General features: G+C 63.5%; 30 protein-coding genes. 22 read left to right on the top strand and 8 right to left on the bottom strand.

Annotated features, from left to right (window positions below):
• Positions 1-9: 9 nt before the first annotated feature.
• Both F9K20_RS03810 and F9K20_RS03805 read right to left on the bottom strand, forming a co-directional pair.
• Positions 10-1,056, bottom strand: coding sequence for a MaoC/PaaZ C-terminal domain-containing protein (locus F9K20_RS03810; protein WP_290997513.1), 1,047 nt, complete (start codon positions 1,054-1,056; stop codon positions 10-12).
• Positions 1,029-2,066, bottom strand: a complete 1,038-nt coding sequence (locus F9K20_RS03805) for a mitochondrial fission ELM1 family protein (protein ID WP_290997511.1) — start codon at positions 2,064-2,066, stop codon at positions 1,029-1,031. The genes F9K20_RS03810 and F9K20_RS03805 overlap by 28 nt, the downstream gene beginning before the upstream one ends.
• Positions 2,067-2,207: 141 nt before the next feature.
• Here F9K20_RS03805 and F9K20_RS03800 point away from each other — a divergent pair, with 141 nt between their 5' ends.
• From F9K20_RS03800 to F9K20_RS03765, 8 genes are all read left to right on the top strand, one after another.
• Entirely contained in the window at positions 2,208-2,975 is a 768-nt protein-coding gene (locus F9K20_RS03800; protein WP_290997509.1) for a Crp/Fnr family transcriptional regulator, read from the top strand.
• A gap of 250 nt (positions 2,976-3,225) precedes the next feature.
• Positions 3,226-3,342: a pyrroloquinoline quinone precursor peptide PqqA gene (pqqA, locus tag F9K20_RS03795; protein ID WP_290997506.1), complete on the top strand. Its 117-nt coding sequence runs from the start codon at positions 3,226-3,228 to the stop codon at positions 3,340-3,342.
• Positions 3,343-3,390: 48 nt separating this feature from the next.
• Positions 3,391-3,678 carry a pyrroloquinoline quinone biosynthesis peptide chaperone PqqD gene (gene pqqD / locus F9K20_RS03790; RefSeq protein ID WP_290997504.1) on the top strand — a complete coding sequence of 96 codons (288 nt, stop codon included), beginning with the start codon at positions 3,391-3,393 and terminating at the stop codon, positions 3,676-3,678.
• Positions 3,679-3,688: 10 nt separating this feature from the next.
• On the top strand, positions 3,689-4,798 hold the full coding sequence (gene pqqE, locus F9K20_RS03785; RefSeq protein ID WP_290997502.1) for a pyrroloquinoline quinone biosynthesis protein PqqE: 1,110 nt from the start codon (positions 3,689-3,691) through the stop codon (positions 4,796-4,798).
• A gap of 41 nt (positions 4,799-4,839) precedes the next feature.
• Positions 4,840-5,346 carry a hypothetical protein gene (locus tag F9K20_RS03780; RefSeq protein WP_290997500.1) on the top strand — a complete coding sequence of 169 codons (507 nt, stop codon included), beginning with the start codon at positions 4,840-4,842 and terminating at the stop codon, positions 5,344-5,346.
• Positions 5,347-5,357: 11 nt separating this feature from the next.
• Entirely contained in the window at positions 5,358-6,440 is a 1,083-nt protein-coding gene (serC, locus tag F9K20_RS03775; RefSeq protein ID WP_290997498.1) for a 3-phosphoserine/phosphohydroxythreonine transaminase, read from the top strand.
• A complete protein-coding gene (locus F9K20_RS03770; RefSeq protein ID WP_290997497.1) occupies positions 6,440-7,234 on the top strand; it encodes a dihydroorotate oxidase in 795 nt (264 codons plus the stop codon). The genes serC and F9K20_RS03770 overlap by 1 nt, the downstream gene beginning before the upstream one ends.
• Before the next feature lie 16 nt (positions 7,235-7,250).
• Positions 7,251-7,706 carry a hypothetical protein gene (locus tag F9K20_RS03765; protein ID WP_290997495.1) on the top strand — a complete coding sequence of 152 codons (456 nt, stop codon included), beginning with the start codon at positions 7,251-7,253 and terminating at the stop codon, positions 7,704-7,706.
• Here F9K20_RS03765 and F9K20_RS03760 read toward each other — a convergent pair.
• The 4 genes from F9K20_RS03760 to F9K20_RS03745 are packed head-to-tail and all read right to left on the bottom strand — an operon-like array spanning position 7,679 to position 11,152.
• Complete coding sequence (locus tag F9K20_RS03760; RefSeq protein ID WP_290997493.1) at positions 7,679-8,680, bottom strand: FAD-dependent oxidoreductase; 1,002 nt, start codon at positions 8,678-8,680, stop codon at positions 7,679-7,681. The two genes, F9K20_RS03765 and F9K20_RS03760, sit on opposite strands and share 28 nt — an antisense overlap.
• Before the next feature lie 4 nt (positions 8,681-8,684).
• Complete coding sequence (locus tag F9K20_RS03755) at positions 8,685-9,575, bottom strand: U32 family peptidase (protein ID WP_290997491.1); 891 nt, start codon at positions 9,573-9,575, stop codon at positions 8,685-8,687.
• Between the two features lie 21 nt (positions 9,576-9,596).
• Complete coding sequence (locus F9K20_RS03750; protein ID WP_290997829.1) at positions 9,597-10,574, bottom strand: peptidase U32 family protein; 978 nt, start codon at positions 10,572-10,574, stop codon at positions 9,597-9,599.
• Between the two features lie 35 nt (positions 10,575-10,609).
• Entirely contained in the window at positions 10,610-11,152 is a 543-nt protein-coding gene (locus F9K20_RS03745) for an SCP2 sterol-binding domain-containing protein (protein WP_290997489.1), read from the bottom strand.
• A 154-nt stretch (positions 11,153-11,306) separates the two neighbouring features.
• Between F9K20_RS03745 and F9K20_RS03740 the strand changes: the two genes are divergently transcribed.
• The 4 genes from F9K20_RS03740 (at position 11,307) to F9K20_RS03725 (ending at position 15,213) form a co-directional block, all read left to right on the top strand.
• A complete protein-coding gene (locus F9K20_RS03740) occupies positions 11,307-12,794 on the top strand; it encodes a UbiD family decarboxylase (RefSeq protein WP_290997487.1) in 1,488 nt (495 codons plus the stop codon).
• The gene (locus F9K20_RS03735; protein WP_290997486.1) at positions 12,791-13,390 is read left to right on the top strand and encodes a UbiX family flavin prenyltransferase; all 600 of its coding nucleotides are present in this window, start codon (positions 12,791-12,793) and stop codon (positions 13,388-13,390) included. Before F9K20_RS03740 ends, F9K20_RS03735 begins: the two co-directional genes overlap by 4 nt.
• Positions 13,391-13,443: 53 nt before the next feature.
• The gene (locus F9K20_RS03730) at positions 13,444-14,688 is read left to right on the top strand and encodes a porin (protein WP_290997826.1); all 1,245 of its coding nucleotides are present in this window, start codon (positions 13,444-13,446) and stop codon (positions 14,686-14,688) included.
• 159 nt (positions 14,689-14,847) lie between these two features.
• Entirely contained in the window at positions 14,848-15,213 is a 366-nt protein-coding gene (locus tag F9K20_RS03725) for a hypothetical protein (RefSeq protein ID WP_290997485.1), read from the top strand.
• Positions 15,214-15,382: 169 nt separating this feature from the next.
• Here the strand turns inward: F9K20_RS03725 and F9K20_RS03720 are convergent, their stop codons facing one another.
• Complete coding sequence (locus F9K20_RS03720) at positions 15,383-16,078, bottom strand: glycosyltransferase (RefSeq protein WP_290997484.1); 696 nt, start codon at positions 16,076-16,078, stop codon at positions 15,383-15,385.
• Positions 16,079-16,290: 212 nt separating this feature from the next.
• On the opposite strand from F9K20_RS03720, the gene F9K20_RS03715 reads away from it, so the two are divergent.
• From F9K20_RS03715 to F9K20_RS03670, 10 genes are all read left to right on the top strand, one after another.
• Positions 16,291-16,650: an MAPEG family protein gene (locus tag F9K20_RS03715; RefSeq protein WP_290997483.1), complete on the top strand. Its 360-nt coding sequence runs from the start codon at positions 16,291-16,293 to the stop codon at positions 16,648-16,650.
• Positions 16,651-16,745: 95 nt separating this feature from the next.
• A complete protein-coding gene (locus tag F9K20_RS03710) occupies positions 16,746-17,756 on the top strand; it encodes a radical SAM protein (protein WP_290997482.1) in 1,011 nt (336 codons plus the stop codon).
• Between the two features lie 7 nt (positions 17,757-17,763).
• Entirely contained in the window at positions 17,764-19,188 is a 1,425-nt protein-coding gene (locus F9K20_RS03705) for an FAD-dependent oxidoreductase (protein WP_290997481.1), read from the top strand.
• Positions 19,185-19,901 carry a TVP38/TMEM64 family protein gene (locus tag F9K20_RS03700; RefSeq protein WP_290997480.1) on the top strand — a complete coding sequence of 239 codons (717 nt, stop codon included), beginning with the start codon at positions 19,185-19,187 and terminating at the stop codon, positions 19,899-19,901. Before F9K20_RS03705 ends, F9K20_RS03700 begins: the two co-directional genes overlap by 4 nt.
• A complete protein-coding gene (locus tag F9K20_RS03695) occupies positions 19,891-20,499 on the top strand; it encodes a TIGR04282 family arsenosugar biosynthesis glycosyltransferase (RefSeq protein WP_290997823.1) in 609 nt (202 codons plus the stop codon). Before F9K20_RS03700 ends, F9K20_RS03695 begins: the two co-directional genes overlap by 11 nt.
• Entirely contained in the window at positions 20,480-21,073 is a 594-nt protein-coding gene (locus tag F9K20_RS03690; protein ID WP_290997479.1) for a carboxymuconolactone decarboxylase family protein, read from the top strand. The genes F9K20_RS03695 and F9K20_RS03690 overlap by 20 nt, the downstream gene beginning before the upstream one ends.
• A gap of 307 nt (positions 21,074-21,380) precedes the next feature.
• Positions 21,381-22,157: a hypothetical protein gene (locus F9K20_RS03685; protein WP_290997478.1), complete on the top strand. Its 777-nt coding sequence runs from the start codon at positions 21,381-21,383 to the stop codon at positions 22,155-22,157.
• Between the two features lie 455 nt (positions 22,158-22,612).
• Positions 22,613-22,825 (top strand): hypothetical protein, encoded by a 213-nt coding sequence (locus F9K20_RS03680; protein ID WP_290997477.1) that lies wholly within the window; start codon positions 22,613-22,615, stop codon positions 22,823-22,825.
• 561 nt (positions 22,826-23,386) lie between these two features.
• A complete protein-coding gene (locus F9K20_RS03675) occupies positions 23,387-24,253 on the top strand; it encodes a DUF547 domain-containing protein (RefSeq protein ID WP_290997476.1) in 867 nt (288 codons plus the stop codon).
• Positions 24,254-24,370: 117 nt separating this feature from the next.
• On the top strand, positions 24,371-24,985 hold the full coding sequence (locus F9K20_RS03670) for a DUF3047 domain-containing protein (RefSeq protein ID WP_290997475.1): 615 nt from the start codon (positions 24,371-24,373) through the stop codon (positions 24,983-24,985).
• On the opposite strand, the gene F9K20_RS03665 is transcribed toward F9K20_RS03670, so the two are convergent.
• Positions 24,933-25,733, bottom strand: coding sequence for a YiiX/YebB-like N1pC/P60 family cysteine hydrolase (locus tag F9K20_RS03665; RefSeq protein WP_290997474.1), 801 nt, complete (start codon positions 25,731-25,733; stop codon positions 24,933-24,935). The two genes, F9K20_RS03670 and F9K20_RS03665, sit on opposite strands and share 53 nt — an antisense overlap.
• Between the last annotated feature and the right edge of the window lie 162 nt (positions 25,734-25,895).

The raw sequence follows: 25,895 nt of genomic DNA, 5'->3' as shown, positions 1-25,895 counted from the left end.
AGTGGGCGGCTAGGCGGTCTTCTTCTGGAGCAGGAAGAGGGGATAGAACGAGACGACGATCTCTCCATCCTGATTGACGCCTTCGGCGCCCGCGACCAGCAGCCCCCAGTCGCTCGACGTGCCGATCTCGATCTTGTGCTCGGCCCAGCTGCTGAATGCGATCGTCTCGCCCGCGCGCACGGGCTTGCACCACGATAGGGACCGCGCTCCCGCCGCCGGCCCCAGCAGTGGGACGGGGCGTGAATGCTTGGCCAGCCAGTCGGCCTCCGCTTGGTAGTAATCGATCACCTTCCGCATCCAGGCCGAGACGACGTGCCAGCCGCTGACGACGTGCCCGCGCAACGTCGCTGGCGAGGGCGAAGGCGAGTTGCTGTCGCCGCAGACGGACTGGATCATGCGTGAATACGAGGCCATGGCCGTCGGCGTGAAGTCGAAGGAGCCGAGCTCGATCTCGTCGCCCAACTCGACCTCTTCGAAGTATCTGACAAGATGCCCGCCGCGGCGCCGAGGGACACGCGGCCTTCGCCTCACATGCTCGGCGCAGCGAATGGCGCTCTGCCATACCCCGGCGGGTGACGCCTCGCGCGGCGGCAGCAGTACGTTGCCGTTCATGCGCAGGATCGGATCGCCGGTTCGATCGACGACTTCGGCTACGATCGCCCGTCCGCCGGCATCACCGCACGCGCGACAGGAGCACCTCGACCGCCAGCCGAAACGTGCATCCAGCGCATCTCCGGGGCGCACCGGCTTCAACCATCGTATCTCGTCGATACTGGGAACTCCGATCTGCGGGAACATCGATTCCAATTGGCGTTCGACCTGCCGCATTAGTACGGCGCACATCTGCCACCCCGAAGCGACAAGGCCGCCTAGCAGGGTTTGCGCGGCGGCGCGTTCGTCAATGTGCTGCGGTTGCGGATCGTAGGCGGCGGCGAATTCCTTGACCGCCTCGGCCGTGACTTGGATGCGGCCCAAGTCGATGAATTCGCCCGTCGGATGATCCATGCGCCCGTGCCCCGCCAACATGATCATGCCGAGCGCCATAGCGCCGTGCATGGTATGCCCATGCGCGCATTCGGTTGGCGCGCGGCATGGAAGCGACGCACGATCTCGGCTGCGATTAGGGGCGCGGAATCGAGGGGTCTGTAGGACCAGGTTTCTGCCGGATCCGTCAGCGGCGTGAGCGCCCGTGTCGCGCCGTACGCGCGCATGCCGGCATGGAACCGCTTCAGCTCCTCCGAGTCGCCCTCCGGCTCGAATACATACACGGGGGCGCCCGTCGCACATGCCTCGCTCGTCATGCTGGCGGAGTCGGCAGTCACGACGATGAGGTCGGCCTTTGCGAGACCGGTCCAATAGGAGCCTGATCCTCGTTGCGTCCAAAGGATTCGCCGTGCCCCGCGTGTCGCGTCGTTCACGGCCCTGAAGAGGGATCCGGTCGTGCGCTGCGATGGGATGATGAGAAAGCTCACGCCGGAGTCGGCCAGATTGCGGAGGCACCGCCCAAGACGCCGTAGATCGATCGGGTCGAATCGGTAGGCACGGGTTGGCCCGCCCAGCAGGAGGATGGCCAACGGTCGGCTGAGGGAGTCGATCTCCGGCACGGGCGCTTTCTTCAGTGCCCTGAGTGCGCGCGGGCGCATCGCGTGCGGGGTTGTCAACGTCGATATTACGTTCGGGGCAGGTGGACGAGACTGAGCCGGAGACCAGATCAGATCGACGTCGTATCGGAGGCGCGGAGGCTGGAGGAGCACGGTGAACGTGGCGCCTTCGGACACACGTCGCAACGCTTGCAGGTAAGGCGCCGTCCGCCCACCAACGGCAATGGCGATGTCAGGCCATGGCGGGGATAGTGTGCCGTTCGCTGACTGGGATGGAGGTTTAAGCCCGCTCCAGGAGGGCAGCATGCTCCATGGTGCGCGCGGCGCGATGCGCTTGTGCTCTACGTTAAGGCCGAGGGCCGCGGCGATCGAGGCGGAAGCGGCAAGCGAGGCGTCCCGGCCGTCAGTGACGATCCAGCCGATGTATCCCTTCATCGGATCGATGGTGGACGGAACCGCAACCATGTCCATAATCGGTACCATGCGGGTTTGGCTCGTGGCCGGGCCTCTCACGCGGATATGACGGTGCGCCGCGCCCTCGCTCCTTGACTTGGGTTAAACACGCGTCGAGGATGCGTGCCGCGCACCAAATCGGATCGACCTCCATTGACTGGAACAAAATCGCGACTCCCCGGATCGCGCCAGATCGAGGATCGCAGGCGCGAGAGTGATGCGGCGGGCTTCGACGCAGCCGACAGCGAAGCCGTCGCGGCAACGCCGCTCTTTCGCGGCTTGTCGCCAGAGATGTCACGGGCGCTGATCGGCAGATCCGTTCCGCGCTCCTATGACAAGGACACGATGCTCTTCCATCAGGGGGAGCCGGCGTTGGCGTTCTTCATCATTCTCGACGGCTGGGTGAAGATCTACCGCACCACGCCGGATGGCCTCGAAGTGGTGCTACATGTCTTCAGGAGGGGTGAGTCCTTTGCCGAAGCGGCCATGTTCCTCGGCGGCAGGTACCCTGCAAGTGCGGAGACCGTCGCTCCATCGCGCCTGCTCAAGATCGACGGGGAGGCATTCCGTACGCGCATTCGCGAGCGCCCGGAGCTTGCGATGTCGATGCTGGCGTCGGCCTCCTATCAGCTGAAGATGCTCGTGGAGCAGATCGAGCAGATCAAGGTGCGCTCGGCCCCCCAGCGAATCGCCGATTTCCTCATACGGCTGGCGCCGGCGCGCGAGGGTTCCGCCGTCGTCGAGCTGCCTTTCGAGAAGAGCCTGCTGGCCAATCGTTTGGGTATGAAACCTGAGAGCTTCTCCAGGGCTCTCAGGCGGTTGCGGTCCTACGGCGTCACCGTCGAGCGGGAGACGGTCAAGATCGCCGACGTTGCCCGTCTGCTGGGCTATGTCGAGTACAGCGAGGACGACGAGGCGTAGGGCGCTACCTTTCTCAAATGACCGTGAGAAGCGGTGATGAGGTGGCCCCAGCGTAGCGGCTTCGATGCGGGCGCGGCCCGCAATTGCAGCATCAAATTGCGCGGGCACTACCGCCGGACCTCATCACGCAGGGTCGCGGCACGCGCGCCGCCACTTAACGAAAGTCAAATGCTCCTTGGGAGGCCGCCTCGATAGTGCGCGCGGGCCATACAGCCCCGCACATCATGCGTCAGAAAAAGGAGGAAAAGCCATGAAGTACCTCGAGCCCGCCTGCTTCGGCGGACCGGCGATTATGCAGTGGGTTAAGCCCGCTTATTGCGACGTTCGCCTTGGTTTCGAAGTGACGGCGTACGTCTACGTCCGTTGACCGATGTGAGGCCGACAGGCCTCACCTTCGTGCTGCGGGGAGGAGCACATGGACGCCGAGAGTAGGCTGCGACCCGAGGACGTGGTCGAGCTAAATCCGAACTTCCACTTCCGCTGGGAAGAGCCGCAGCAGGCCCACGTGCTCCTCTACCCGGAAGGGATCGTAAAGTTGAATGAGACGGCCGCTTCGATCTTGGAGCGCTGCACGGACGGTCGCTCGATCGCAGCCGTCGCCGCCGATTTGGCGCAACGCTATGGCGGTGCGAACATCCGTGCGGACGTCCTGAAATTCTTGGAGGTCGCTCATGCCAAAGGCTGGATCCGGGTTAAGTCTTGACGGCTTGGGCATGCCGCTATGGTTGGTCATCGAGCTGACTTACAAGTGTCCCTTGAAGTGCCCCTGGTGCAGCAACCCCGTCGACTTCGATCGCTACCGCAATGAGCTGAGCACCGAGGAATGGATGGAGGTCCTTCGCGAAGGGCGTCGTCTCGGATCAGTTCAGCTCGGCTTCACCGGTGGCGAGCCCATGCTGCGGCGCGATCTTGAGGAGCTCGTCGAGGAGGCCGACCGGCTTGGCTATTACACCAACCTGATCACGTCCGGTGTTGGACTAAGTCACGACCGACTGCGCGCCCTGAAAAAGGCCGGCCTCAAGCAGGTCCAACTCAGCCTTCAGGCCTGCGATCAAGAGCTTAACGAGAAGCTCGTGGGGCTCGACGTCTTCGAGCACAAGATCGCCATCGCCCGCGCAATCAAGGACGAAGGCTTTCCCATGGTCCTCAATGTGCCGGTGAGCCGCTACAACATCGACCAAACAGAGAAGCTGATCGATCTCGCCGCGGATCTCGGCGTCGAGTACCTCGAGTTCGCCAACCTGCAATACTATAATTGGGCGCTGCTCAATCGCGCCGAACTCTTGCCGACGCGCGAGCAGCTCGCCAAATCCGAGGCCGCGGTTGGCAGGGCGCGTGAGCGCCTCGGCAAGCAGCTCACCATCTACTACGTCGTGCCCGACTACTACGACAACCGCCCCAAGGCGTGCATGAACGGGTGGGGCTCGATCCATTTGACGATCGCACCCGATGGAACGGCGCTGCCCTGCCAGGAGGCAAGGCTCATCAAGGGTATCGACTTTCCCAACGTGCGCGAGCACGGGCTCGCCTGGATCTGGCGCGAATCGCCCGGCTTCAACCGGTTTCGGGGCGAGTCCTGGATGAAGGAGCCCTGCCGCAGCTGCAATGAACGCGAGAAGGACTTTGGCGGCTGCCGTTGCCAGGCATTCTTGCTCACCGGGGATGCAGCGAACACCGATCCCGTCTGCACAAAGTCACCGCATCGGCATCTCATCGATGCGCTGGTCGGTAGCGCGCAACAGCGTGGCAGTTGCAGCACGGGAAATCTCGTCATGCGTCAGAGAGATATCAAGCAACCCACCGATGCCAGCACCGCTGAGTGATCAGCGTGCCGAGCCGCTTGTGTCGGCCCTTAGGAGACGAAATGGATCTGGCAGCGTTGGATTTTCTCGCACGCATACTGCACGTTGCCGGCGTGATCATCTGGGTGGGGCACAATTGGGTCAACGTGGTGCAGACGCCCGTCTTCCGCCGTATTCTTCCGACCGCTCCGCCAGAGGATACCCGTGCAGTCTTCCTCGCCGCGTCCAAGCGTGAGCACGCGATTTTCCGGCACGCGTCCCTCGTCGTTTGGGTGAGCGGTGCCTTCCTGTTATGGCGGCGGGGCGACATTGCCGAGGCGCTCACGCTTGCCGGGCCTTCAGCGGTGATCGGGCTCGGTGCCTGGATCGGCACGCTCATGGTTCTCAATCTCTGGCTCATCATGTGGCCGCACCAAAAGAAGGTCCTGGGCTTCGTCGCAGCCCCCGTCGATGAGCGACTGCGCTGTGCCCGCATCACGTTCCTTTCATCCCGTGTCAACACTGTGCTGTCGGTGGTGACACTTGCGCTGATGCTAGCCGGAGCGCACGGAGCTCGGATCTTTAGCTGACTGGAGGCGCTATGGGTCCATTCAGCTTTGCAGCGAGTGCATCCGTTCTGCCCCGAGAGGTGCGGGCGCAGCTCGCCCAAGACGTCGCCGATTGGCAGGGTAGCGGGTCGTCCGCGCTGGAGCTGCCCTTCAACGATCCCGCCTTTGGCGACATCATGGCGGCGGCAGAGTACGACCTTCGCGTGCTCCTTGATCTTCCTTCCTTCTACCAAGTCCTCTTCCTACAGGGCGGCGCCTCGGCCCAATTCGGACTGTTGCCACTGAATTTGGTCCGCCGCGGTGAGCACTGCGATTACGTGGACAGCGGATATTGGTCGCGTCGCGCCATCGAGGCTGCGTCGAGCAACTGCAGCGTGGAAGTGATCGCTACCGGAGACGGAGCACGCTTGCCGCCGCCGTCCTCATGGCGGAGGTCGTCCAACGCCGCCTATTGCCATTTCACGAGCAACGAGACCGCGGAAGGATTGCAGTTTCACGAGTTCCCCGAGCTCGGCGGCGTCCCTTTGGTGGCCGACATGACGGCAGATTTTCTCACGCGGCCGCTGCCCGTCGAGAGATTTGGGCTGATCTATGCAAGCGCGCAGAAGAATCTCGGCGCGGCCGGGTTGACCATTGTCGTCTTACGGCGAGAGCTTCTCGGCCGCGCGCGACCTGGCATACCTGCGCCATTCGACTATGCGCGTCAGGCGCGGGCGCTGTCGAAGGTCAATACGCCACCGACCTTTGCCATCCTCGTCGCTGCCCGCATGCTGCGCTGGCTCCGCGACAACGGCGGTCTTGCAGCTTGCATGATCAGAAACAAGCGCAAGAGCGAGCGGCTCTACGCGGCGATCGATGGCAGCGGCTTCTTCTATTGCCCGGTGGCGCTAGCCAACCGCTCCTCTGTCAATGTCTGCTTTCGCGCGCCCACTGAAGAGCTGGAGGAATCGTTCTTGAAGGCAGCGGAGGCCGAGGGGTTGCTGCATTTGCGCGGTCACCCGAGGATCGGCGGGCTGCGCGCGTCGCTCTACAACGCCATGCCAGAGGAGGGCGTCGACGCGCTGACGAGCTTCATGGTGGATTTCACCTCCGCCTATCGCCGGCGGAGAGCTTGATGGCCGGGTCGCCGAACACCGCATCGAGGGTCGCGGGCATCGACCGCCAGGAAATGGGACGCCCGTTACCGAGCAATCCGGTCAAGGCGATGGGTATCGAATTCCCAAATGCTCTGGGGCTGTCGGCAGGCTTCGACCGCACCGGTGCTCTCGTCCCCGTCCTGGCGGGCGTAGGCTTCGGTCACGTCGAAGTCGGTACCGTGACGGTGCCGACCGCAGCGGCTGCAATCGTCGAGCCGGCCCGGTCTGGCCCGCGCATCGGCGTCAACATCGGTAGCGCCCGCCTGGGGCTCGATGCGCACGTCATCGCCGACTACTGTGCCCGCTATCGTGATGTGGCGTCGTCGGCAGACTACGTGGTTGCCAACCTGAGCTCGCCATACGCGGACCGCGACGGCAACAGCCGGCAGGTGGACCTTCTAATTCGCCGCCTTACCGAGGTGCGGGACGCACTCTTTCGGAACTGCGGCTTCTACGTACCGTTGCTCGTCAAGGTCGAGGGTGGTGTCCGCGGCTCGCCGTTACCGACGGCGATCAGCCTCGCCAAATCCTGCGGCCTCGACGGCGTGGTGTTGGTCTCTTCTTGCACGCGACGGATCGCGGCGGTTTGCGAGTATCTCGATGGGCTTGCGCTGATTTCTGTCAGCGGGATCGCGACACTTGAGGATGCCGAGGCACGCATCGCAGCCGGCGCGGCGCTGGTACAGATCTACACGGCGTTCGTGCGCGGGGGACCGCAGAGCGTGCGCGCCATTCTCGGGTCGGACTGCGGCGCCGGCTGCAGCGGGCAATGACACGGGGGGCAGATCGATGTGGGCTACCTTGCGGGGCGTCATCACTCTGGTCGTCGTCTATGCTCTGGCCGGGTGTGGCATGGCGCAAATCGAAGCCTGGCACGGCGAGCAGCGCACCCTGATTGTGCTCTCCGGCAATGAGCTGGCGCATTTGAGGTCAGGCATGCGGGTCTATCTCGAAAGCGTGCAGGGCATCATCGAGGGGCTGGCCGAAAACAAGATGGCACGGGTGAAGGACGAAGCGCGAAAGGCGGGCGTGGAGATACTCGGCGCAGTGCCGGCGTCGACCGCAGTCACCTTGCCGGTAGATTTCCTCATGCTGAGCATGGACACGCATCAGAAGTTCGATGCGTTGTCCGCGGCCGCTGCTGCGGGTGCCTCCAAGAGCGAAGTCCTCGGGAGCCTGCGCGACATACTTTCAAATTGCACCTCCTGTCATGCGCGCTATCGCGGCTCGCCGAACAGGCCATAGGGCTTAGCGCCCTCCTCCAGGTAATTGGCGACCAGCTCGGCGAGTATCGGAGCCAAGAGAAAGCCATGTCGGTAGAGGCCGTTTACATGGATGTGGCGATCTCTCACGACAATCTTTGGGATGTTGTCCGCAAATGCCGGCCGGATGCCGGCATCGAAGCTTACGAGCCGGGCTTCGCCGAACGCAGGGTGAAGCGCATAGGCGAGCCCCAGGAGGTCGAGAGCGGACCTGAGCGTGACCGGGCCTGCTTCCTCGCTTTCAATCATGGTGGCGCCAAGCATGTACGTGCCGGTGCCCCAGGGCACGATGTAAAGCGGGAAACGGGGATGTAGGAGGCGGACTGTCCTGCGGAGCTCGATCTCCGGCGTCTGCACGATGGCACGCTCGCCGCGCACTCCGCGCAGCGAGACGAGTTCCTTACGGGCGGCATACCCGCGGCAATCGATGGTGTAATCGCCATCCGAGCCGTGGAATGTCTGGCCGAAAGTCACTTCGGCCCCGAGGCGCCGGACCCGCTCCAGAAGCAATGCCATGGCCGCCCCCGGCTCGATATGCGCTTCGCTCGGGTAGAGAAGTCCCTCTGTGAAGCGATGGCCAAGATCGGGCTCGAGCTCGACGAGCTCAGCAGCGTCGATGCGGCGATGTCCGCTTGTGCGCAGCGCAAAGCGCAGCAGCTCGCCGCGATCGCGGGGTTGGGCGAGCACGAGGGTGCCGTTGGCGGCGACCTTCGGGCACATGCGCTTCCAGATTTCGAGCCCGCGCAGGCCGAGTTCCTGAATGATTGGATCGCCGCCCTCGCGCTCGCAGTAGGGCGCCAGCATGGCGCCGGCGAGTTGGCTTGCGGTGCTGGTGAAGGGCGTGGGCGTCTGCTCGACGAGGTGTACCGCATGTCCGCGGTAGGCCAGCTCGAAGGCCTGCCAAAGCCCGGTGATGCCCGCTCCGACGATAGTGATCTTGAGTTTCTTGCTCTTCACGGCTTTACACGAAACTGGCTCCGGCGGCTCCTCGGACGAACCCGTTGGAGAATTCGGCGTCGGGACAAATAGCACGCAGTGCCGACTGGGCGCCCTCAGGGTCGCGGCGCCCGTCGAGAACCTCGCGGAAGAGTGCGGCCACTCTGACCATGTCGCACGTGTGTGGCGACAGGCGCAGTGCTGCAACGCCAAGCTGGACAAGTTGGGGTATTTCCTTGAGGAGGCTGCAGTAAGCGTAGGAGAGCGTCTGCACGCCGTTGACGGCCAGAAACTGCTGGTCGTCGAGCGTCCTGACATCGAGGCCGTTGAGGTCCTTCTCGCAGGCGAACTGGCAAGAGTCCTTGCTGCGACCGTTGAGGCGCGCGTGATAGCAGCGCGCCGAGATGGCGAGAGGGGCCCGACCGAAGGCCCAGACCTCGATCGCTAAGTTCGGTACCGCCTCGGCAATTGCCGCGATGGACGTCATCGGTAGCTCCGGCGGCAGCGCAATGCGCGTCGCACCTCGTCGCGCGAGAAACGCCGCCGTCGCCTCGTTGTAGACATTCACAAGTGGCCCGACGATGTACGGGCGCCCCATCAGGTGGGGGAGCGCGGATGTATCGTTGGCCTCGACGATATGAGCGCCGCCTGCCAGGGCCGCTGCCTGCTGCACCTCGCGCTCCAGCGTCGGCAGGGCCAGCGAGCTCAGGATCACCGTCTTCCCGCCGCGCTCGAGGCGCTCGACGACATCGGCAAGGGCATCGGCGAAGAAGGGTTCGCGTTTCGAGCAGACGACTTCACCGACGCACACGTGCTCGACGGGTGCCTCATCGGCGAGCCGGAAATAGAAATCGCGCCATAAAGTGACCGGCCAATTGAAGAGGACCGGCCCCATCGTCAGGGTTATACGCGCCATCGATGCCGGCCTCGTTTCAGCTTATCGCCATGTCTTCAGGTAGGCGCCGCAGGTCGCGCTCTGTCCTTCGGTGATCGCCGTGAGCGTGGTTTGGGGCGCCGTCTCGCCGCGGGCAAGGGCGTCGAGCGAGGCGCGAAATGCGCTGACGACCGATCTGACATACGCCCGGCTCCGCTGTCGGCCCTCGATCTTGAGGGCACTGACGCCTGCGTCGCGAAGCGCAGGTAGAAGGGTGCGAACGTCGAGGCTCACGGGATCCTCGAAGATGTGGCCGATGCCAAATGAGGTCTTGAAGCGGCCCTTGCACAGTGTGGGATAGCCGACGGGCTCTCCCGCCGCGGCGCGATCGATCGTGAAGTCTCCGAGGCGGGAAACGAGGTAGCCGTTCTCCTCGCCGTAGCTTACGTGGCTCGCCGGCGAGCACACGCCGTTCATGTTCGGTGACTTGCCGGTCGCGTATGAGGAGAGCGAGCAGCGACCCTCTGTCATGACGCACAGGCCGCCGAATGCGAAGACCTCCGTCTCGCATGCGACCGCACCGGTCATGGCCGCGATCTCCGGGACGCTGAGCACGCGCGGAAGCACCACGCGCTTGACGCCAAATTCCTTGACATAGAAGGCCACGGCATCCGCGTTGGCGGCGGCCGCCTGTACGGACAAGTGCAGCCGCAAGCGCGGGTGGCGCTCGGCGGCATAGGCCAAGAGACCGATGTCGGCGAGAATGATCGCATCGGCACCGAGCGCAGCGGCGTTGTCCACGGCGCGCTGCCACGGCCCGAGGTCACCGGCGCGCGGGAAGGTGTTGATGGCGATCAGAAGCTTGGCGTCATGGCGGTGCGCGAAAGCGATGCCCTCGCGCATTTCCTCGCAGCTGAAGTTTAACCCGGGAAAATTGCGCGCGTTCGTTTCGTCGCGAAAGCCGCAGTAGACCGCGTCGGCGCCCGCCTCGACGGCCGTGCGCAAGGCGGCAGGCGTGCCTGCCGGACATATCAGCTCCAGCGGTCCTGCATTTCTTGTCATCACTCAACCAACCTTCAGGGCTGTCGCCAGACTCTAAGCAGCGAGGCGCAGGCCGCCGCGCCAGCTCGCGTGGCATAGTGGAGCGGCGCCGCGAGCGGACCCGCCCATGCCGTCGTCTCGAGTGCGAGATCGATCTGTGCGTCGTCGATCGCGTTGCGCAGCGCGAGCACGCATTCGACGTCGCCCTCGATGGCTATTTCGCGCGAAAAGAACAGGGCATCGCCATCGTGCGCGCTATCGACGAGACCAATCAGCGCAAGCAGCGGACCATGGATGCGGGCATCCGCCGCGCGGGCAGGCAGCGCACGCACAACCCGCAGGGTGATGGTTTCGCGCTGCGGCTCGAGCAGGATGGCGAACGGCAAGTCGGTTGGCTCGATGGCAATGCGCTTGGCCCGGTAGGGGCCCAGACGTTCCAGAACGTGCGGATGACGCGCAATGATCCCGGCCGTCAGGCGCCGCAGCGCCAATTGAAGAGGGAGCAAAGGCAGGGGGCGCAGGGCCGAGCCCACGAAGTCGGGCAAGCGGACGACGGCGCTTGGCGCGGCTTTGAGCATGGGACCTCCGCTGCGCCTTCTAGGTCCGACGAGCCCACCACGACCTAACCGAAATCAAGACCCGTCGAGCACGAGCGGCGATAGTCGCCGACTCAAGACCATAGGGGATAAGAGGATTCGCGATCTTCCACACTTCCCGGACCTGCGCACGTTCATGGGCTTTCTCGACCGGAGGAAACAGCTCATCAGCGTGGCCGAGCCAGTCTCGACCGTGCATGAGATGACCGAAGTTCATAGGCGTGTGCTGAAGCGCGCCGGCCCGGCGCTCGTGTTCGAGCAGGCAATCGGCCCTGACGGCGCAGCGGGGCAGATGCCCGTGCTCGTCAATCTGTTCGGCACCGTCGAGCGCGTCGCCTGGGGCCTTGGCGTCGAACGTCAGCGGCTAAGGGCCCTGGGTGAGCTGCTTGCTTCTCTGAGAGAGCCGGCGCCGGTCAACGGTCTGCGCGACGCGCTCGAGCGCTGGCCTTTCGTCAAGGCAGCGTTCGCCACCATTCCAACAACCGTTGCCAATGCGCCGGTGCAGCAGGAGGTTAGCGTCGGCGCCGATGTCGATCTGCTGCGCCTTCCCATCCAGACGTGCTGGCCTGGAGACGCCGGTCCACTCATCACATGGCCGCTTGTGATCACTCGTCCCCCGCACCGCGACGACACGCTCGACTACAACATGGGCGTCTATCGCATGCAGGTGCTCGGGCGCGACCGGGCGATCGTGCGCTGGCTGGCGCATCGCGGCGGGGCGGCGCACCACCGGCATTGGGCTGCGCTGGGCAAGGATATGCCCGTCGCCGTCGTCATCGGCGCCGATCCGGCGACCATGCTTGCGGCCGTCCTGCCACTGCCGGAACACCTGTCGGAGCTGCGCTTTGCGGGCGTTCTACGCGGCGAGAGACCGAGGCTTGCCCGCTGCGCGACAATCCCCTTGTCGGTACCCGCCGATGCCGAGATCGTCATCGAGGGGTATGTCGGGCCGGAGGAGAGAGCGCTCGAAGGCCCGTTCGCCGACCATACGGGCTATTACAACTCGGTCGAGCCATTCCCGATCTTGCGCGTCACGGCCATCACGAGCCGCGCGACACCCATCTATCTTTCGACGTTCACGGGCCGTCCGCCGGACGAGCCGTCGATCATCGGCGAGGCGCTGAATGAGCTCTTCGTGCCGATTCTACGCCGACAGCTGCCGGAGGTCGTGGATTGCTGGTTTCCACCCGACGCCTGTTCGTATCGAATGGCAGTCGTATCGATTCGCAAGCGCTACGCGGGGCAGGCGCGGCGAATCATGATGGGGCTATGGGGGATGCTGGTGCAGTTCTCCTACACGAAGTTCATCATCGTGGTCGACGATGACATAGATGTACGCGACTGGCGGGATGTTTCCTGGGCTCTCGCCACGCGCATGGACCCCGCACGCGACCTTCTGGTCAGCGATCGCACACCCATCGACTACCTGGACTTCGCCTCCCCAGTGGCAGGGCTCGGCGGCAAGCTCGGCATCGATGCGACGAACAAGGTCGACTCGGAGACGTGCCGCGAGTGGGGACGCGTTGTCACGATGGACCAAGATGTCGGGCGCCGCATCGACGCCTTGTGGGAGCGGCTTGCCGCCACGATGGGCAGCTCACCGAACCTCGGAGACACGCCATGAGCGGTGAGCGGGTCGTGCTCGGCATCAGCGGCGCTTCGGGTGCCGCCATCGGCGTGCGCATCGCCGAGCTTCTCGCCGCGGGGGCATTCGAAGTCCATCTCGTCGTTTCGAAGGCCGCCGAGCAGACGCTGGCTCACGAGGTCGGGGCCGATGCGCTTGATCGCCTGGAGGGCATCGTGGCACGCCGCCACGGCATCGACGCCATCGGTGCCGCGATCGCCAGCGGCAGCTTCGCCACGGCCGGCATGATCGTCGCCCCTTGCTCGATGCGTACCGTATCCGCCATCGCTGCCGGGATCACCGATAACCTGCTGACGCGCGCTGCTGATGTGCACCTGAAGGAGCGAAGGCGCCTCGTGCTTGTCGCGCGCGAAAGCCCACTGCATCTCGGGCATCTGCGTGCCATGGCGGCGGCGACCGAGTGCGGAGCTGTTGTCGCGCCGGCAGTCCCCGCCTTCTACCTCAAGCCGTCATCGGTTGCCGACATCGTCGATCAGATCGCTCGGCGTGCCATCGATCTTTTGGCAATGGGCGGGCCGGCCTTGTCGCGTGCTTGGACGGGGACGAAGTGCGCTAACGGGAGGGGATTCGCTTGACGGCTTTGGGAAACAGGTTTGCGGTGCCGCGCGCTTGCGCCCTGTGCCTGCCGATGGTGTCAGCGGCATTCCTATGTGCGGCGACGCTGTCTGCCCCTGCGGCTGATCTTATTGATGCGTGCTGCGCCGATTTGGAAGCACGCGTTGCCGAGCTCGAGGCCGCGGTCGCCAGAAAGGGCAATCGCAGGGTCAGCCTCACGCTCACGGGCTATGCCTCGAAGCAGATCATGTTCTGGGACGACGGCGTGGAGCGCGACGCCTATGTTACCGACATGGGGCCGACGCAGGCGACGAACTTCCGCTTCATGGGCAGCGCGACGATCGCGCCGGGGTGGACAGCGGGATACTTGATCCGCATCCAGGATCTTTCGAGCAATCCCATGTCGTTGGACCAGTCCACCGCGGTGGCGGGCACCGGTCTCAACACCCAGATGTCGTACTGGTACTTGGCGAGCGAGCAGCTCGGCAAAGTCGCGGTTGGAAAAAACGCACTGGCGTCGAAGAGCGCCGCGATGTTCACCGATCTCTCCGGCACGCAAATCATTGCCAACTATGTCCTGTTCGACGGCAATGCCTTCTTTCTGCGGCAGGGGGGCAAGCTGCTCGGTCTGCGCTGGGGCGACTTCGGCTACTGCTATTCACAGCAGCGGCCATGGGGCGGCGATTGCGACGGCATCGTCATGGACGGCGTGCGCTACGACACTCCGACCTTCGCTGGCTTTTCAATGTCGACGAGCTACGGCGGGGCCGACGATTGGGAGGTTGCCGCGCGCTATCAGGGCGAGGTCGGCGGCTTCAAGGCCGCGTTCGGCATCGGCTACTCGATCAATTTGGACGAGGCCACGCAGCCGCCGCGCGTATCGCTCGACAAGGATTCCGCTTTCTTCCAGGCCGGCGGCTACCTCCAGCATCTGGCGACGGGATTGTTCCTGCACGCGATCTACGGGGCGGAGAACAATCACGACGCCATAACACTCCGCGGCGGCTTCACGGAGCCTGATACGCACCAGTGGTATTTAAAGGGCGGCCTGCGCAGGCAATGGTTCTCCCTCGGCCATACCGTCCTTTATGGCGAGTATGCGGAGTATTTCGACCAGCTCTCGCCCGCGGCGCTCAATGCCGGTGCCACGGAGAGCGAGCTGTCGCGCTGGGGCTTCGGCGCCGTGCAGGAAATCGATGCCGCAGCGATGTCGCTATGGCTCAAGTATCGCGAGCAGGGGGTCGAGATCACCGGCGGCGGGCTCGGCGGCATCGATGACTTCCGCTACGTGAGCCTCGGCTCGCTCATCAACTTCTGAGGCGGGCAGCAGGGCGCACGCGCTGGTCAGTTTCGCTCGGATTCCGTTACCAGGCCACGTGCCGCGGACCACTCTTGACCGAAGGCAAGACGCGCGCCGCACGAACGAGGTTCTAATCCGCCCTGGCGGTCGATCTGCGCCTAGGTAAGGAGGTGCTGCATGCCGGTTCTCTCACACGCGACGGAGGGCAAGGACCTTTTGCATCGATTGCGACGTGTTCTTTCCTCGCTGCATCTTGATTGCGAATGTCGAGCGACGCTCGATGGCGCGCTCGATCGCTTCTCGGATCTCGAATACCTCCGACGGCTCAAGAGCGCCCTGGGGGAGGCACGACGGCAGAAGGAGTGGATCGCCGCTCAGCTGTGCTTCCTCACCGACCTTGATGAGATCACCGAGCACGAAACGGACGAAAGCGTCTATGAGGAGATGGCCGCGCTGTTCGACGAGATCAGCGTCGCTGCGGCGAGCGCAGCGCACGTCATCCGGGCGGTCTGGGATCCAGCAAGCAAAGTATCATCTACGTAGTCGGAGAGGTGACCTTTTGTGGCAGCTGTGCGCTGCAATGCTCAGGTCCGATCATCTCGAGAAAATCGGCGGTGCGGGGACCCCACAATGGCACCGCCTCAATCTTCGCTCGTTCCGACTTCGGCAGTGGCATCCGCTGCTCCAGTCAGTGTGCTTGCGCCATAGCGCCTCATGCGCGCTCGTAGTGTTTCACAATGTGGGCAGGATGCATGCCGCCGAAATACAGCGCGAGGCACCGCAGGTTTCTGAGCACGCGCCGCGCATAACCACGCGCGTAGCGCTCGGCTGATGTCACTGCCGCAACATCGAGACAGCGCAGCCGACCTCGGCCAATCCGGCGGATGATGTCCACATCCTCCATAATCGGGAAGTCGCTCCGGTATCCTCCGATGCGATCATAGAACGCCTTCCGGATTAGAAGACCCTGGTCTCCATAGGGCAGCGCAAGCAGTGCGCAGCGCAAGGCGACAAACGTCTCTATGCACCGCGATTGGAAGGACGGGCTGTCGTGGCGAAACCTGAAATAGCCGGCAACGTCCTTGTCCGCGTGGGTTTCCATAAACGTCCGGATGACCATTCGCCAGCCATCGCTCAGGACCGTATCGGCGTGGAGGACGAGGACCCACTCCCCTCTAGCCTCGCGCACGCCGGCAGACAGGCATGCGCCTCGGCCGAGCGGAGCCCCGATCACGCGAAATCCGGCACTCAATCGCAACTTCGAAACCTCCTCGACAGTGGGCGTCGCGACGATGATCTCGACGTCGTCGCCGCATTCTCCATGGACCAAGGCTGCGAGACACCGATCCAGGAGCGGGTGATTGCCCCTTAGCGGAATGACAACGGAGAGGAATTTAGGCGCGGGCATGCATGCTGTTCGTGTTCGGGAGCTTCATTATCTATTCGGCCTTGCAAGGCGGATGGTTGCACACCTGCATGTCGCGCTCATGCGAATCTTACGCCCCCTATCCCCATTCGATCGGCCTGGCTCGAGCCTCCCTTGCTGCGCGCAGCACTGCCACCTATCGAGCCCGCGGGACGAGAAGGGGAATCGCGATGACGATCTAGATACTCTGGATATTGCTGCTGTTCTTTCTCCAGTGGCTGCTTGCGCCTCTGGCGCAATGGCTCTTCAGCAAGAGAGGACCACAGATCACAGCCGCGCTCGGACCCCGTGACGAGGCGCCGCCAATGCCGGTCTGGGGTGGCCGTCTGGAGCGCGCTTTCCGCAACATGATGGAGGCAAGGTTCCTCTTCATCCCCTTGGCCTTGCTCGCCGAAATGCAGCCGGCGGCGCATGAGCTGGCCGCCCGCGGCGCTGCTCTCTTCCTGGTGGCGATTTATGTCCCGGCCTATGTATCAGGTGTGCCAGGCCTGCGTTCCATTGCTCGGGGCATCGGTCACGCGGGGCTCCTGATGATGGTCTGCGCGCTGCTTTGACCAAGCCCGTCACCGACGCAGGTTGGTCCGCGGCTCCCGTAACCTTTGCCGAGTCACCCGCGAAACTCTCCTCGTAAGCCAATTGCGGAGGATGGATGTCAATCGAAGCGGCGAGAAGCACGGCGGTCCGCGCTGAAGTTGCAGGCAATTCCGATATTGGGGAGAGTTGCGAGCGCACGCCCCCAGCCAAGTTCGGCAATCCACACGTTACAGCCCGCGGCGAAAGGCGGGCTCATGTCTCCTTCCGCGGCTACGCAACGCTTTGGTTCAATACCGGTACCCTGTGCAATCTCACTTGTCATAACTGCTACATCGAGTCCTCGCCCAGAAACGACCGCCTTTCCTATCTCACGCGCGGTGAAGTGCTTAGGTTTCTGGATGAGGCCGCAAACCTGCCCGACCGCCCCGCCGAAATCGGATTCACAGGCGGCGAGCCGTTCATGAATCCGGAGTTTCCCGGAATGCTCGAGGACGCTCTTGCGCATGGCTTTTCCGTCCTCGTCCTGACCAATGCCATGCGACCGATGCAGCGGCGGAAAGAGCCACTCCTGGCGCTTGCGCAGCGCTTTCCCTGCCGTCTGGCGATCCGTGTGTCGCTCGATCATTTCGAGCAGTATGGCCATGAAGAGCTGAGAGGCCCGCGAAGCTGGCAGCCGACCATTGACGGCCTGCAGTGGCTCGCCGGGAATGGCTTTAATCTATCGATCGCCGGACGCACCGTGTGGGGCATGATCGAACCCGACATGCGTCGTGGGTACGCCGCGCTGTTTTCAGCACTCGGGCTGCCGATCGATGCGGATGATCCTGCGAAACTCGTACTTTTCCCAGAGATGCTTGAGCAGTGCGACGTGCCCGAGATCAGCGAAGCGTGCTGGGAAAAGCTCGGCAAGTCGCCGTCAGACGTCATGTGCTCCAATTCCCGCATGGTGATTCGGCGAAAAGGTTCTGACCGCGCCTCCGTCGTCGCCTGCACACTTCTGCCCTACACGGAGGCTTTCGAGATCGCGGACTCCCTCGACGGGGCCCGCGGCTCCGTCAGCCTCAACCACAGGCACTGCGCCCGCTTCTGCGTTCTCGGCGGAGCATCCTGTGCGGGTCCGAGGTGAGGCGCAGATGTTGGAAACAATAGAGGCCGACATTTGCATCATCGGCGCCGGCTCGGCAGGATTGTCGGTCGCGGCGGGCGCGGCTCAGATGGGCGCCAGGACGGTGCTCATCGAAGCCCACCGCATGGGCGGCGACTGCCTCAATACCGGCTGCGTTCCCTCCAAGTCCTTGCTTGCGGCGGCCAAGGCTGCGCAGACCGTACGCGGCAGCACGCGCTTCGGCATCAACGGTGTCGAAGCACATGTCGACTTCGGAGCCGCCAATCGCCATGTTCATGACGTCATCGGCGCGATCGCGCCACACGACTCGGTCGAACGGTTCATGGGGTTGGGTTGCAAGGTCATCGAGGCGCGGGGGCATTTCATCGATCGCCACACCGTTCTCGCCGGAAGCTACAAGATCCGCGCGCGCCGGTTCGTGATTGCAACGGGCAGCCGGCCATTCGTGCCCCCGATCCAGGGTCTTGAGGCGGTGCCGTACTTCACCAACGAAACGATCTTCGAAAACGCGGTTCTCCCTGAGCACCTCATCATCATCGGCGCCGGGCCGGTCGGTTGCGAGATGGCGCAGGCGCACCGGCGCCTCGGGGCCAAGGTGACGGTGCTCGATCTCGCCCGCATGCTGCCGAAGGACGATACCGAAGCCGTCGACGTGGTGCGTCAGCAGTTCATCACCGAAGGCATCGAGACAGCCGAGGCCGTCAGAATCGAACGAGTGGAGAAGACCGAATCGGGTGTTGCGGTCCTGCTCAACGGTGCTGACGCCCGCCGAATCGAGGGCTCGCACCTGCTGGTCGCAACCGGTAGGCAGGCCAATGTGCGGCACCTTGGGCTAGAGCAAGCAGGTGTGCGCCACACACCCAAAGGCATCGAGGTCGATGCGCGTCTGCGCACGTCCAACAAGCGCATCTTTGCGGCTGGCGATGTGATCGGCAGCTATCAGTTCACGCATGTGGCGAGCTATCACGCCGGCATCGTGCTGCGAAACGCCTTGTTCCGCCTGCCCGTCAGGAACGCGCCGAAAGCCTTGCCCTGGGTCACCTATACCGATCCGGAGCTCGCGCAGGTCGGACTGAACGAGGCCGACGCCCGCAAGCTGCACGGGGACGGCGTTCGAGTTGTCCGCGCCGAGTTTGCCGGCAATGACCGTGCGCAGGCGGAAGCCACCACGCACGGCTTTCTCAAGGCCGTTGTCGGGAGAGGCGGACGCATTCTCGGCGCAACGATCGTCGGGCCGCACGCCGGTGAGCTCATTTTGCCCTGGGTGCTGGCGATCTCGAAGGGCCACAAGATCGGCGACATGGCAGGCGTGATCGCTCCCTATCCGACACTGAGCGAGATTTCAAAGCGCGCCGCCGGCAGCTACTTCACGCCCATACTGTTCTCGGCACGGACACGGTGGCTGGTGCGCTTTCTGGGAGCATTCGGATGACGCTTGGACGCGTTCTGCCTCTCATGATTCTGATCGGTTTGATCATTGCCGCCTTCTCCTTAGGACTCGGCCGATATCTCACGCTCGACGCCCTGCGCGAGAACCGAGAGGCTCTTCTCGATGCCGTGATGCGATATGGGATTTGGGCCGGCATCGGCTTCGTGCTCGCGTACGCCGGGGTCGTCGCCCTGTCCTTGCCGGGCGCCACGATCATGACGCTCGCCGGCGGATTCCTATTTGGCGTTCCCCTGGGGGCGTCGTTGACCGTCGTTGGCGCCACGCTGGGGGCGACAGCTCTTTTTGTAATAGCGCGCTCTGCCGTCGGCGACGCTTTGCGGCAGCGTGCCGGCCCTTTCCTCGGGCGCATGGCCGACGGATTCAGCCGGAATGCTTTCAACTATCTGTTGTTCCTGCGCCTCGTCCCTGCGTTTCCGTTCTGGGCCGTCAATCTCGCGCCCGCTCTGCTCGGCATGCGGCTGGTGCCCTTCGTGATCGCCACGGCCATCGGCATCATCCCAGGCACCGTCGTGTACTCCGCCTTCGGCGCGAGCCTGGGGAATGTCTTCGACGCCGGCGGCGACGTGCACCCCAAGGATGTGCTCAGTCCGACCCTGATCGCCGCTCTCGTCGGACTCGGCGTGCTCGCGCTCTTGCCGGTCTTCTTCAAGAGGGGAGCGCGAAAGGAGCCGCCCATTGAGGATCATGCGCCCTAGCCGTCACCTCGTGGTCTTTACACGCTATCCGAGCTTCGGCACGGGCAAGCGCCGGCTCGCAGCAGGCGTCGGCGCAGCCGCGGCGCTGCGTTTCCAGCGCGTCAGTCTCGCCCATACCTTGCAGCGTCTGCGCTCGGACCGGCGGTGGCAAACCTGGCTCGCTGTCACGCCCGATCGCTCCGGCCCTTGGCCGAGGCAATTCGGTCTCGTCGCGCAGGGGCAGGGGGATCTTGGAAAAAGATTGGCACGTGTCGCCAGGGCGCTGCCGCGGGGATCCATTCTTGTTCTCGGCAGCGACGTTCCGGGGCTCACCCGCGATCTCATCTCGCGCGCCTTTCATGCGCTCGAAGGGCACGATGCGGTCATTGGGCCCTCGGGGGACGGTGGCTACTGGGCCATCGGACTGCGCCGCCGGCCCAGCATCATCAATCCCTTTCATGCCGTGCGATGGTCAACGGAGCACGCCCTTGCGGACAGTCTGGCCAATTTGCGTGGGTGCAGCGTGGCAAAGCTCGCGCAGCTCGACGATATCGACGACGCCCAGGCACTCGCGCGTCATCCACAATGGGAGCGACTGCATGCCCGTCATCACCGCTAAAGCCCTTTCCGCGTATCCCTGGTGGGTTCGCGTGTTTTTCTGGAAACAGAGACGCACCTACGGCCAGGTGCTCGACCCCGCACTACTGTGGGCCAGGTCGCCATGCGTTTTTGCCGCGGTTGCGCTCCTCTACGGCGCCCTCGACCGGGCGTCCTCGCCGTTGCCTCCCGCGCTCAGATCGCTCGTCACGGTGCGCGTATCGCAGATCAATCACTGCGCCTTTTGCGTCGACATCAATTCGGCGGCGCTCGAGAAGCGCGGAGTTCCTGCAGAAAAGGTCGAGCAGCTCGCCGGCTGGCGAGAGAGTGCGCTCTTCAGCTCCGAGGAGCGCCTTGCTCTCGAGTATGCCGAGGCGATGACCGTCACACGGCCAGGTGTCAGCGACGGGCTACGCCGGCGCTTGAAGCAGACGTGGAATGACGACACCATCGTCGAGCTCACGGGCCTGATCGCGTTCCAAAATCTCTCGTCGAAATTCAATGCGGCTCTCAACGTCCCACCCCAGGGCTTTTGCACGCTGCCAGGAGTGCGAAGCGGCGGATTCGAGCAATCCGGCCATGACCTGCATTCGTGACTCTGTTGTCTACCACTCAGGCCTAGCTCGGATGCCAGATGTCTTGCGCGCGAGCAGGCACCGGCGCCGCGGCGGCAAGCAAGGCAACCATGCATGAGCGCAAGCAACGAACCGGATTGCGATCTCTGTCTTGCGCATGTGTGAACTCCCTGCAGCGTCTCGACTACGTCCTGCTTCGGCGCGCGCCTGAAAATGGTTTCATCAAAGATGGAGCTGCCCAGAGGGACTGAGGAGCGGTGTAACCCCGCGCCAGCCCGGCGCGAATAGCTAAGGCGCGAAATCCATTGCCGCCATCGCGGGAGATCTCATGCCAAGCGCAGCCCAGCTCAAAGCGGGAGATCCGGCCGATCTTGAAAGCCTCCCCACATCGAATCTCAAATGCATGTCGTGCGCCGGCGATGAGGTACTCGAGGCTCTGCGGGTGCTCGGAAAGGCGGGAACAAATCCCGTAGCCCAAGTCCTGAGGCATCAGGGCGAGTTCATCGAACTCGACCATTATCCCAAGGGCGACATCTACGACGACGAGACGGGGGCCCAATACTACTATCATGCTCATCGCGCCGAGACCGGCGAGCATGGCCACTTTCACACCTTCCTTCGTGCGAAGGGGATGCCATCGGGCATCGAGCCGGCGCCCTATGCGGGCGATGCCGCTCGCCCGCTCGGCGAGGACGCCATCTCCCATCTGGTCGCGATCGCCATGGACAGGAGCGGATTGCCGATCGGCCTCTTCACGACGAACAGATGGGTGACGGGGGAGACGTTCTATGCCGCGGACGACGTCCTCGCGATGCTCGACCGGTTCGCCGTCGATCACGCCCATCCATGCCTCGCCACCAATCGCTGGGTCACAGCGCTGCTGCGGCTGTTCAGGCCGCAGATCGAGGTGCTTCTGTGGAAGCGCGATGTGGCTATCCACGACTGGCAGCGTGGCAATGCCGGTGTCGATGTCTTCGAGGATCGCCGCCTCGAGATAACGTCGGAACTGCCGATCGACATCGACCAGCAGATCGCACGCGTCGATGCTGCGCTCAAGATGCGCGTGGGCGTCGGCGATCGCAGGGATGGCGCCTTCCCAGAGTAACCCGCGCGCCCTCCGGTACGAACAAGTGGGCCGTAAGTACACGAGCCCAGTATTGGAGACCGACCATGCGCAAGTTGACCAAAGCCCTCTTGGGCGCCGTTGCCCTTCCTGTTGCCATCGCAGCCCCGAGTTCCCCAGCTGTGCGCGCTGCCTGCGGGCCCTGCCGTCCTCGTGCGTCAAAGCCGTGCAGCCCGTGCGCGGCGACGCGCGCCAAGTCTCCGTGCAACCCCTGCGCCGCCAAGAACCCCTGCGCAGCCAATAGGCCGGACAATCCATGCAATCCATGCGCGGCAGGTGATCTCCCGGTACCCAAGGCCTCCGAGGTCACGCGCCCGGCCGGCACCAGGCCGTTTGCAGGCGATCGCACCCGGCTGCTTCAGACTGGCGAGAAGCTCTACCGCGATACATCTCTCAGCACGAATGGGACGGCGTGCAGCAGCTGCCACAGCGATCTGATGGGCTTCAGCGACAGCTTCAAGGAACCCTATCCGCACATGGTGCAGATGCCGAACGAGGTCTCCGGCATCACCTCGATAAGCGCCGAGGGCATGGTCCAGTTCTGTCTGATACGGCCGATGATGAGCAAGCCGCTGCCTTGGGACTCCGAGCAACTCGCCGCCCTCACGGCCTATGTCGAGGAGCTGCAGAAAGAGTATGCGAAGCGCTGATCCGCGGACGGCTGTCGTGCAGCGCGTGTGTAACCTTGCCGCCGGCTGGCGAGAATAGATGAGCCGTCCAACCCAATAACACTCAATGGAAGAAGAGAACGATGCGCAGGCTCACAAGATCGCTGCTCGCGGCTTCGGTCGCCCTGCCGCTCGCAGCGGCCGCGGCGGAAGTTTCACCGGCCCGGGCCGCTTGCGGTCCGTGCAGGCCTAAGGCCGCTCATCCCTGTGGCGCCAAGAAGCCCGTCTGTAATCCATGCGTAGCAAAGAAGCCCGCGGGCCCCTGCAATCCGTGTGCTGCTAAGAATGCAAAATCCCCCTGCAATCCCTGCGCCGCGAAGAAATAGGAGAGAGATGAGAGACGCATCTGCATGACCATCAAGGCGCTCGTTCCCGCTGGCGCCTTGTCGGCGACGCGCATCCCGCGCCCATCCGGGCGTGGGTGAGGCAGGAAGCCCGCGACCGAAGCCAGAGGCAGCGCGGTTCGGGCTTCCTGCGAGATGCTGCTCAACATCTGAAAATTGTGCTTCCGCCTCAGGCAAGGGGGCTCACGAGAGAAAGACGATGATGTTGACTCCGATTGCTCACTTGTTCGTATCCAAGAGGTTCGCCCCAATTATCGCTCTTGTCCTGGCGGTTGGGCTCTTTATGGCGCCAGCAGCGCGTGCGGCTGAACCTGCCGAGCTTCTCCGCAAGGCTGCGATCGGCTCGCCCGCGACCGTCGACCATTCCGTCTGGGATCGGCTCCTCAAGCAATACGTCCAGACGGGGGCCGACGGCATCACCCGCGTCGACTATGCGCCCTTCAAGGCGAGGGGGCATTCACCGCTCAAGCAATATATTCGTGACCTGGAAGCGACCGATCTCGCAGGCCTTGACCGCCCCGAGCAGTTCGCGCTGCTCGCCAACCTCTACAATGCCAAGACCGTCGATATCGTGCTCGATCACTACCCGGTCGCCTCGATCAAAGACATCTCGCTCGGTGGTACCCTCTTTGCATCACTGACCGGCGGCCCCTGGAAAGCCAAGGTCCTGCGTCTCGAGGGCGTAGAGTTCAGCCTTGACGATATCGAGCATGGCATCCTGCGTGCGGTCTTCAAAGATCCCCGCGTGCATTATGCCGTCAACTGCGCGTCCATCGGTTGTCCAAATCTTCAGCCTGAGGCGTTCACTGGCGCCAGACTCAGCCAGCAGCTCGACGCGGCCGCCAAAGCCTATGTTAATCACCCGCGCGGCGCGGCCGTTGCGGAAGGGCACCTTGTAATCTCGTCCATCTACAATTGGTTCAAAGCTGATTTCGGGGGCTCGGATGAGGGTGTCATGCGTCACCTCAAGGCGTATGCCGCACCGCCCCTCCTGGACCAACTGAAATCCGTAAGGTCGGTCTCCGGTTACGCGTACGACTGGCACCTCAACGATATCAAACAGTGACCGCTTGATACGTCCCTCATGAGACACCTTGTTTGCATGTCCATCCTAGCGTTGGGCGCGGGAGACTTCGCCGGGTCCGCAAGCGCCGATGATCCAATACTTGCCGACCCGGCGCAGATGCTCTCCGCAGCCCGGCTAGCCGCTTTTCGCGGCGTCAACAGCTATACGGTTGAGCGCGGCCCTGACGGCCTCTTCCTTCGCAGCACGCCGCACGACACCGCGTCTGGTCTCTACCAGGAGCTCGACATTGAAGGCCGTGATCTCCGAGCTGTTCGATGGAGCTGGCGCGTCGATATCCTCCACGCCAGCGCCGACGTAAGGGACATCGCGCGTGAGGATTTCGGTGCGATGCTGATGTTCGTTTTCGGAGAGCCATCGTTCCTCAATCGCGATGTTCCCACGCTGGCGTATGTTTGGACATCGACGCCGATTGCCAACGGCACGATACTGCCTTCGCTGCGCTTTCAGTCTCTGCGCTATGTACAGCTGCGCGGTGCTGCAGATGTCGGCCGCTTGTGCACGGAAACCCGCGATATCGCCGCGGACTTCCGCGCGATCTTCGGCCGTGAACCGCCGGAGCTGCGCCACGTCGCTGTCTTCAATGACAATGATCAGACCGGCGAAGCGGCATCTGCTCTCTTCGGCCCGGTGCATCTGGTCCGCCTTGACGCGATCGGGCCTACAAAGGAGCACCCGCCGCCGCGGCTTTCATCTCGCCGCCCGCCCACTTGAGCCCGCGATGATTGAATCCAGCCTCGATCGTCGGTTTCACGACGCGGAAATACGGGGAGAGGTCGAAGTCACGAGGAACAAACAGGCTGTGGTGCCGGATGTGATGGATCTCGCGCCTGCTGTAAGCGCTCTCAGCCCGCTCTTCCCCAGGTAGCCTCTCGACGCGAGGAAGGATGGGGTAGCGGATGGACTGAAATGCTTGCGCGATGAGAGTGGAGCAGATCACGCGAGTCGGCTCCCCTGAGCCAAGCGCAAGCATGCGCCTGCGCCAGCGCACCGGCACCGGCGGTGTCGGGAGAAGATAACGCGCGAGGTCAACGATGTTGCGCGTATCATACTTGTCCCCCAAGTGAGTGGTCGCAAAGGCGACGACCCGACGCATATCTTCGTCGGTCAATCCAACGGCCCGACAGATCCGCGTGTTGAAGGAGGCGTACTTCGACAGCGGAACAGCGACAACGCCATAACCGAGATTGGCCTCGATGAGCATGCACGGTTCGCCGGCGTCGCTTCCCAAAGCGTCGCCGATATAGAGAGCAGCGTGAGACCATGTTGACTGCGTGAGATACTTGATTGCGGATGAGACCTTCTGGTTGCCCTCGATCAAGACGACGTCGGCGGGCTTGAGAACTCGTCTCAGCGTATCGGGGTCTGACGGTGTATAGGGCTCGTAGCCGCTCAGTGGTCGCTCAAGCCTCTCTGCAATGAGCTGGCCGATGCGATCGAGAACCCTATCGAACAGCGTCATGATCTTCTCCGGTCCTATGCACGGCCAATCCTGCCGCTGCATTTCGTCGCCGGATCAATCAAGGTTACGCGCAAAGAATTTCGACTGTAGCCACCACATCACGCAGAACTCTCCTTCGTGACGCAAACCGGACCAACGCACGCTCTTTGCTGCTGTACAATC

Source organism: Hyphomicrobium sp., from assembly GCF_009026145.1.
Classification (GTDB): Bacteria; Pseudomonadota; Alphaproteobacteria; order Rhizobiales; family Hyphomicrobiaceae; genus Hyphomicrobium_A.
The sequence above is the reverse complement of the archived record's forward strand: the minus strand, read 5'-3'. Positions and strand labels throughout refer to the sequence as shown.

Bases quoted from the DNA above. Each gene is read 5' to 3' on its own strand.
- F9K20_RS03730 (WP_290997826.1), top strand. From the start codon at position 13,444: ATGGTGTCAGCGGCATTCCTATGTGCGGCGACGCTGTCTGCCCCTGCG.
- F9K20_RS03725 (WP_290997485.1), top strand. From the start codon at position 14,848: ATGCCGGTTCTCTCACACGCGACGGAGGGCAAGGACCTTTTGCATCGA.
- F9K20_RS03710 (WP_290997482.1), top strand. From the start codon at position 16,746: ATGTCAATCGAAGCGGCGAGAAGCACGGCGGTCCGCGCTGAAGTTGCA.
- F9K20_RS03765 (WP_290997495.1), top strand. From the start codon at position 7,251: ATGTGGGCTACCTTGCGGGGCGTCATCACTCTGGTCGTCGTCTATGCT.
- F9K20_RS03780 (WP_290997500.1), top strand. From the start codon at position 4,840: ATGGATCTGGCAGCGTTGGATTTTCTCGCACGCATACTGCACGTTGCC.
- F9K20_RS03680 (WP_290997477.1), top strand. From the start codon at position 22,613: ATGGGCTTCAGCGACAGCTTCAAGGAACCCTATCCGCACATGGTGCAG.
- F9K20_RS03670 (WP_290997475.1), top strand. From the start codon at position 24,371: ATGCTCTCCGCAGCCCGGCTAGCCGCTTTTCGCGGCGTCAACAGCTAT.
- pqqD (WP_290997504.1), top strand. From the start codon at position 3,391: ATGGACGCCGAGAGTAGGCTGCGACCCGAGGACGTGGTCGAGCTAAAT.
- F9K20_RS03720 (WP_290997484.1), bottom strand. From the start codon at position 16,078: ATGCCCGCGCCTAAATTCCTCTCCGTTGTCATTCCGCTAAGGGGCAAT.
- F9K20_RS03695 (WP_290997823.1), top strand. From the start codon at position 19,891: ATGCGCCCTAGCCGTCACCTCGTGGTCTTTACACGCTATCCGAGCTTC.
- F9K20_RS03805 (WP_290997511.1), bottom strand. From the start codon at position 2,066: ATGGTTGCGGTTCCGTCCACCATCGATCCGATGAAGGGATACATCGGC.
- F9K20_RS03700 (WP_290997480.1), top strand. From the start codon at position 19,185: ATGACGCTTGGACGCGTTCTGCCTCTCATGATTCTGATCGGTTTGATC.
- F9K20_RS03690 (WP_290997479.1), top strand. From the start codon at position 20,480: ATGCCCGTCATCACCGCTAAAGCCCTTTCCGCGTATCCCTGGTGGGTT.
- F9K20_RS03735 (WP_290997486.1), top strand. From the start codon at position 12,791: ATGAGCGGTGAGCGGGTCGTGCTCGGCATCAGCGGCGCTTCGGGTGCC.
- F9K20_RS03755 (WP_290997491.1), bottom strand. From the start codon at position 9,575: ATGGCGCGTATAACCCTGACGATGGGGCCGGTCCTCTTCAATTGGCCG.
- F9K20_RS03810 (WP_290997513.1), bottom strand. From the start codon at position 1,056: ATGCACGGCGCTATGGCGCTCGGCATGATCATGTTGGCGGGGCACGGG.
- F9K20_RS03685 (WP_290997478.1), top strand. From the start codon at position 21,381: ATGCCAAGCGCAGCCCAGCTCAAAGCGGGAGATCCGGCCGATCTTGAA.
- F9K20_RS03665 (WP_290997474.1), bottom strand. From the start codon at position 25,733: ATGACGCTGTTCGATAGGGTTCTCGATCGCATCGGCCAGCTCATTGCA.
- F9K20_RS03745 (WP_290997489.1), bottom strand. From the start codon at position 11,152: ATGCTCAAAGCCGCGCCAAGCGCCGTCGTCCGCTTGCCCGACTTCGTG.
- pqqA (WP_290997506.1), top strand. From the start codon at position 3,226: ATGAAGTACCTCGAGCCCGCCTGCTTCGGCGGACCGGCGATTATGCAG.
- F9K20_RS03705 (WP_290997481.1), top strand. From the start codon at position 17,764: ATGTTGGAAACAATAGAGGCCGACATTTGCATCATCGGCGCCGGCTCG.
- serC (WP_290997498.1), top strand. From the start codon at position 5,358: ATGGGTCCATTCAGCTTTGCAGCGAGTGCATCCGTTCTGCCCCGAGAG.
- F9K20_RS03675 (WP_290997476.1), top strand. From the start codon at position 23,387: ATGATGTTGACTCCGATTGCTCACTTGTTCGTATCCAAGAGGTTCGCC.
- F9K20_RS03770 (WP_290997497.1), top strand. From the start codon at position 6,440: ATGGCCGGGTCGCCGAACACCGCATCGAGGGTCGCGGGCATCGACCGC.
- F9K20_RS03740 (WP_290997487.1), top strand. From the start codon at position 11,307: ATGGGCTTTCTCGACCGGAGGAAACAGCTCATCAGCGTGGCCGAGCCA.
- pqqE (WP_290997502.1), top strand. From the start codon at position 3,689: ATGCCGCTATGGTTGGTCATCGAGCTGACTTACAAGTGTCCCTTGAAG.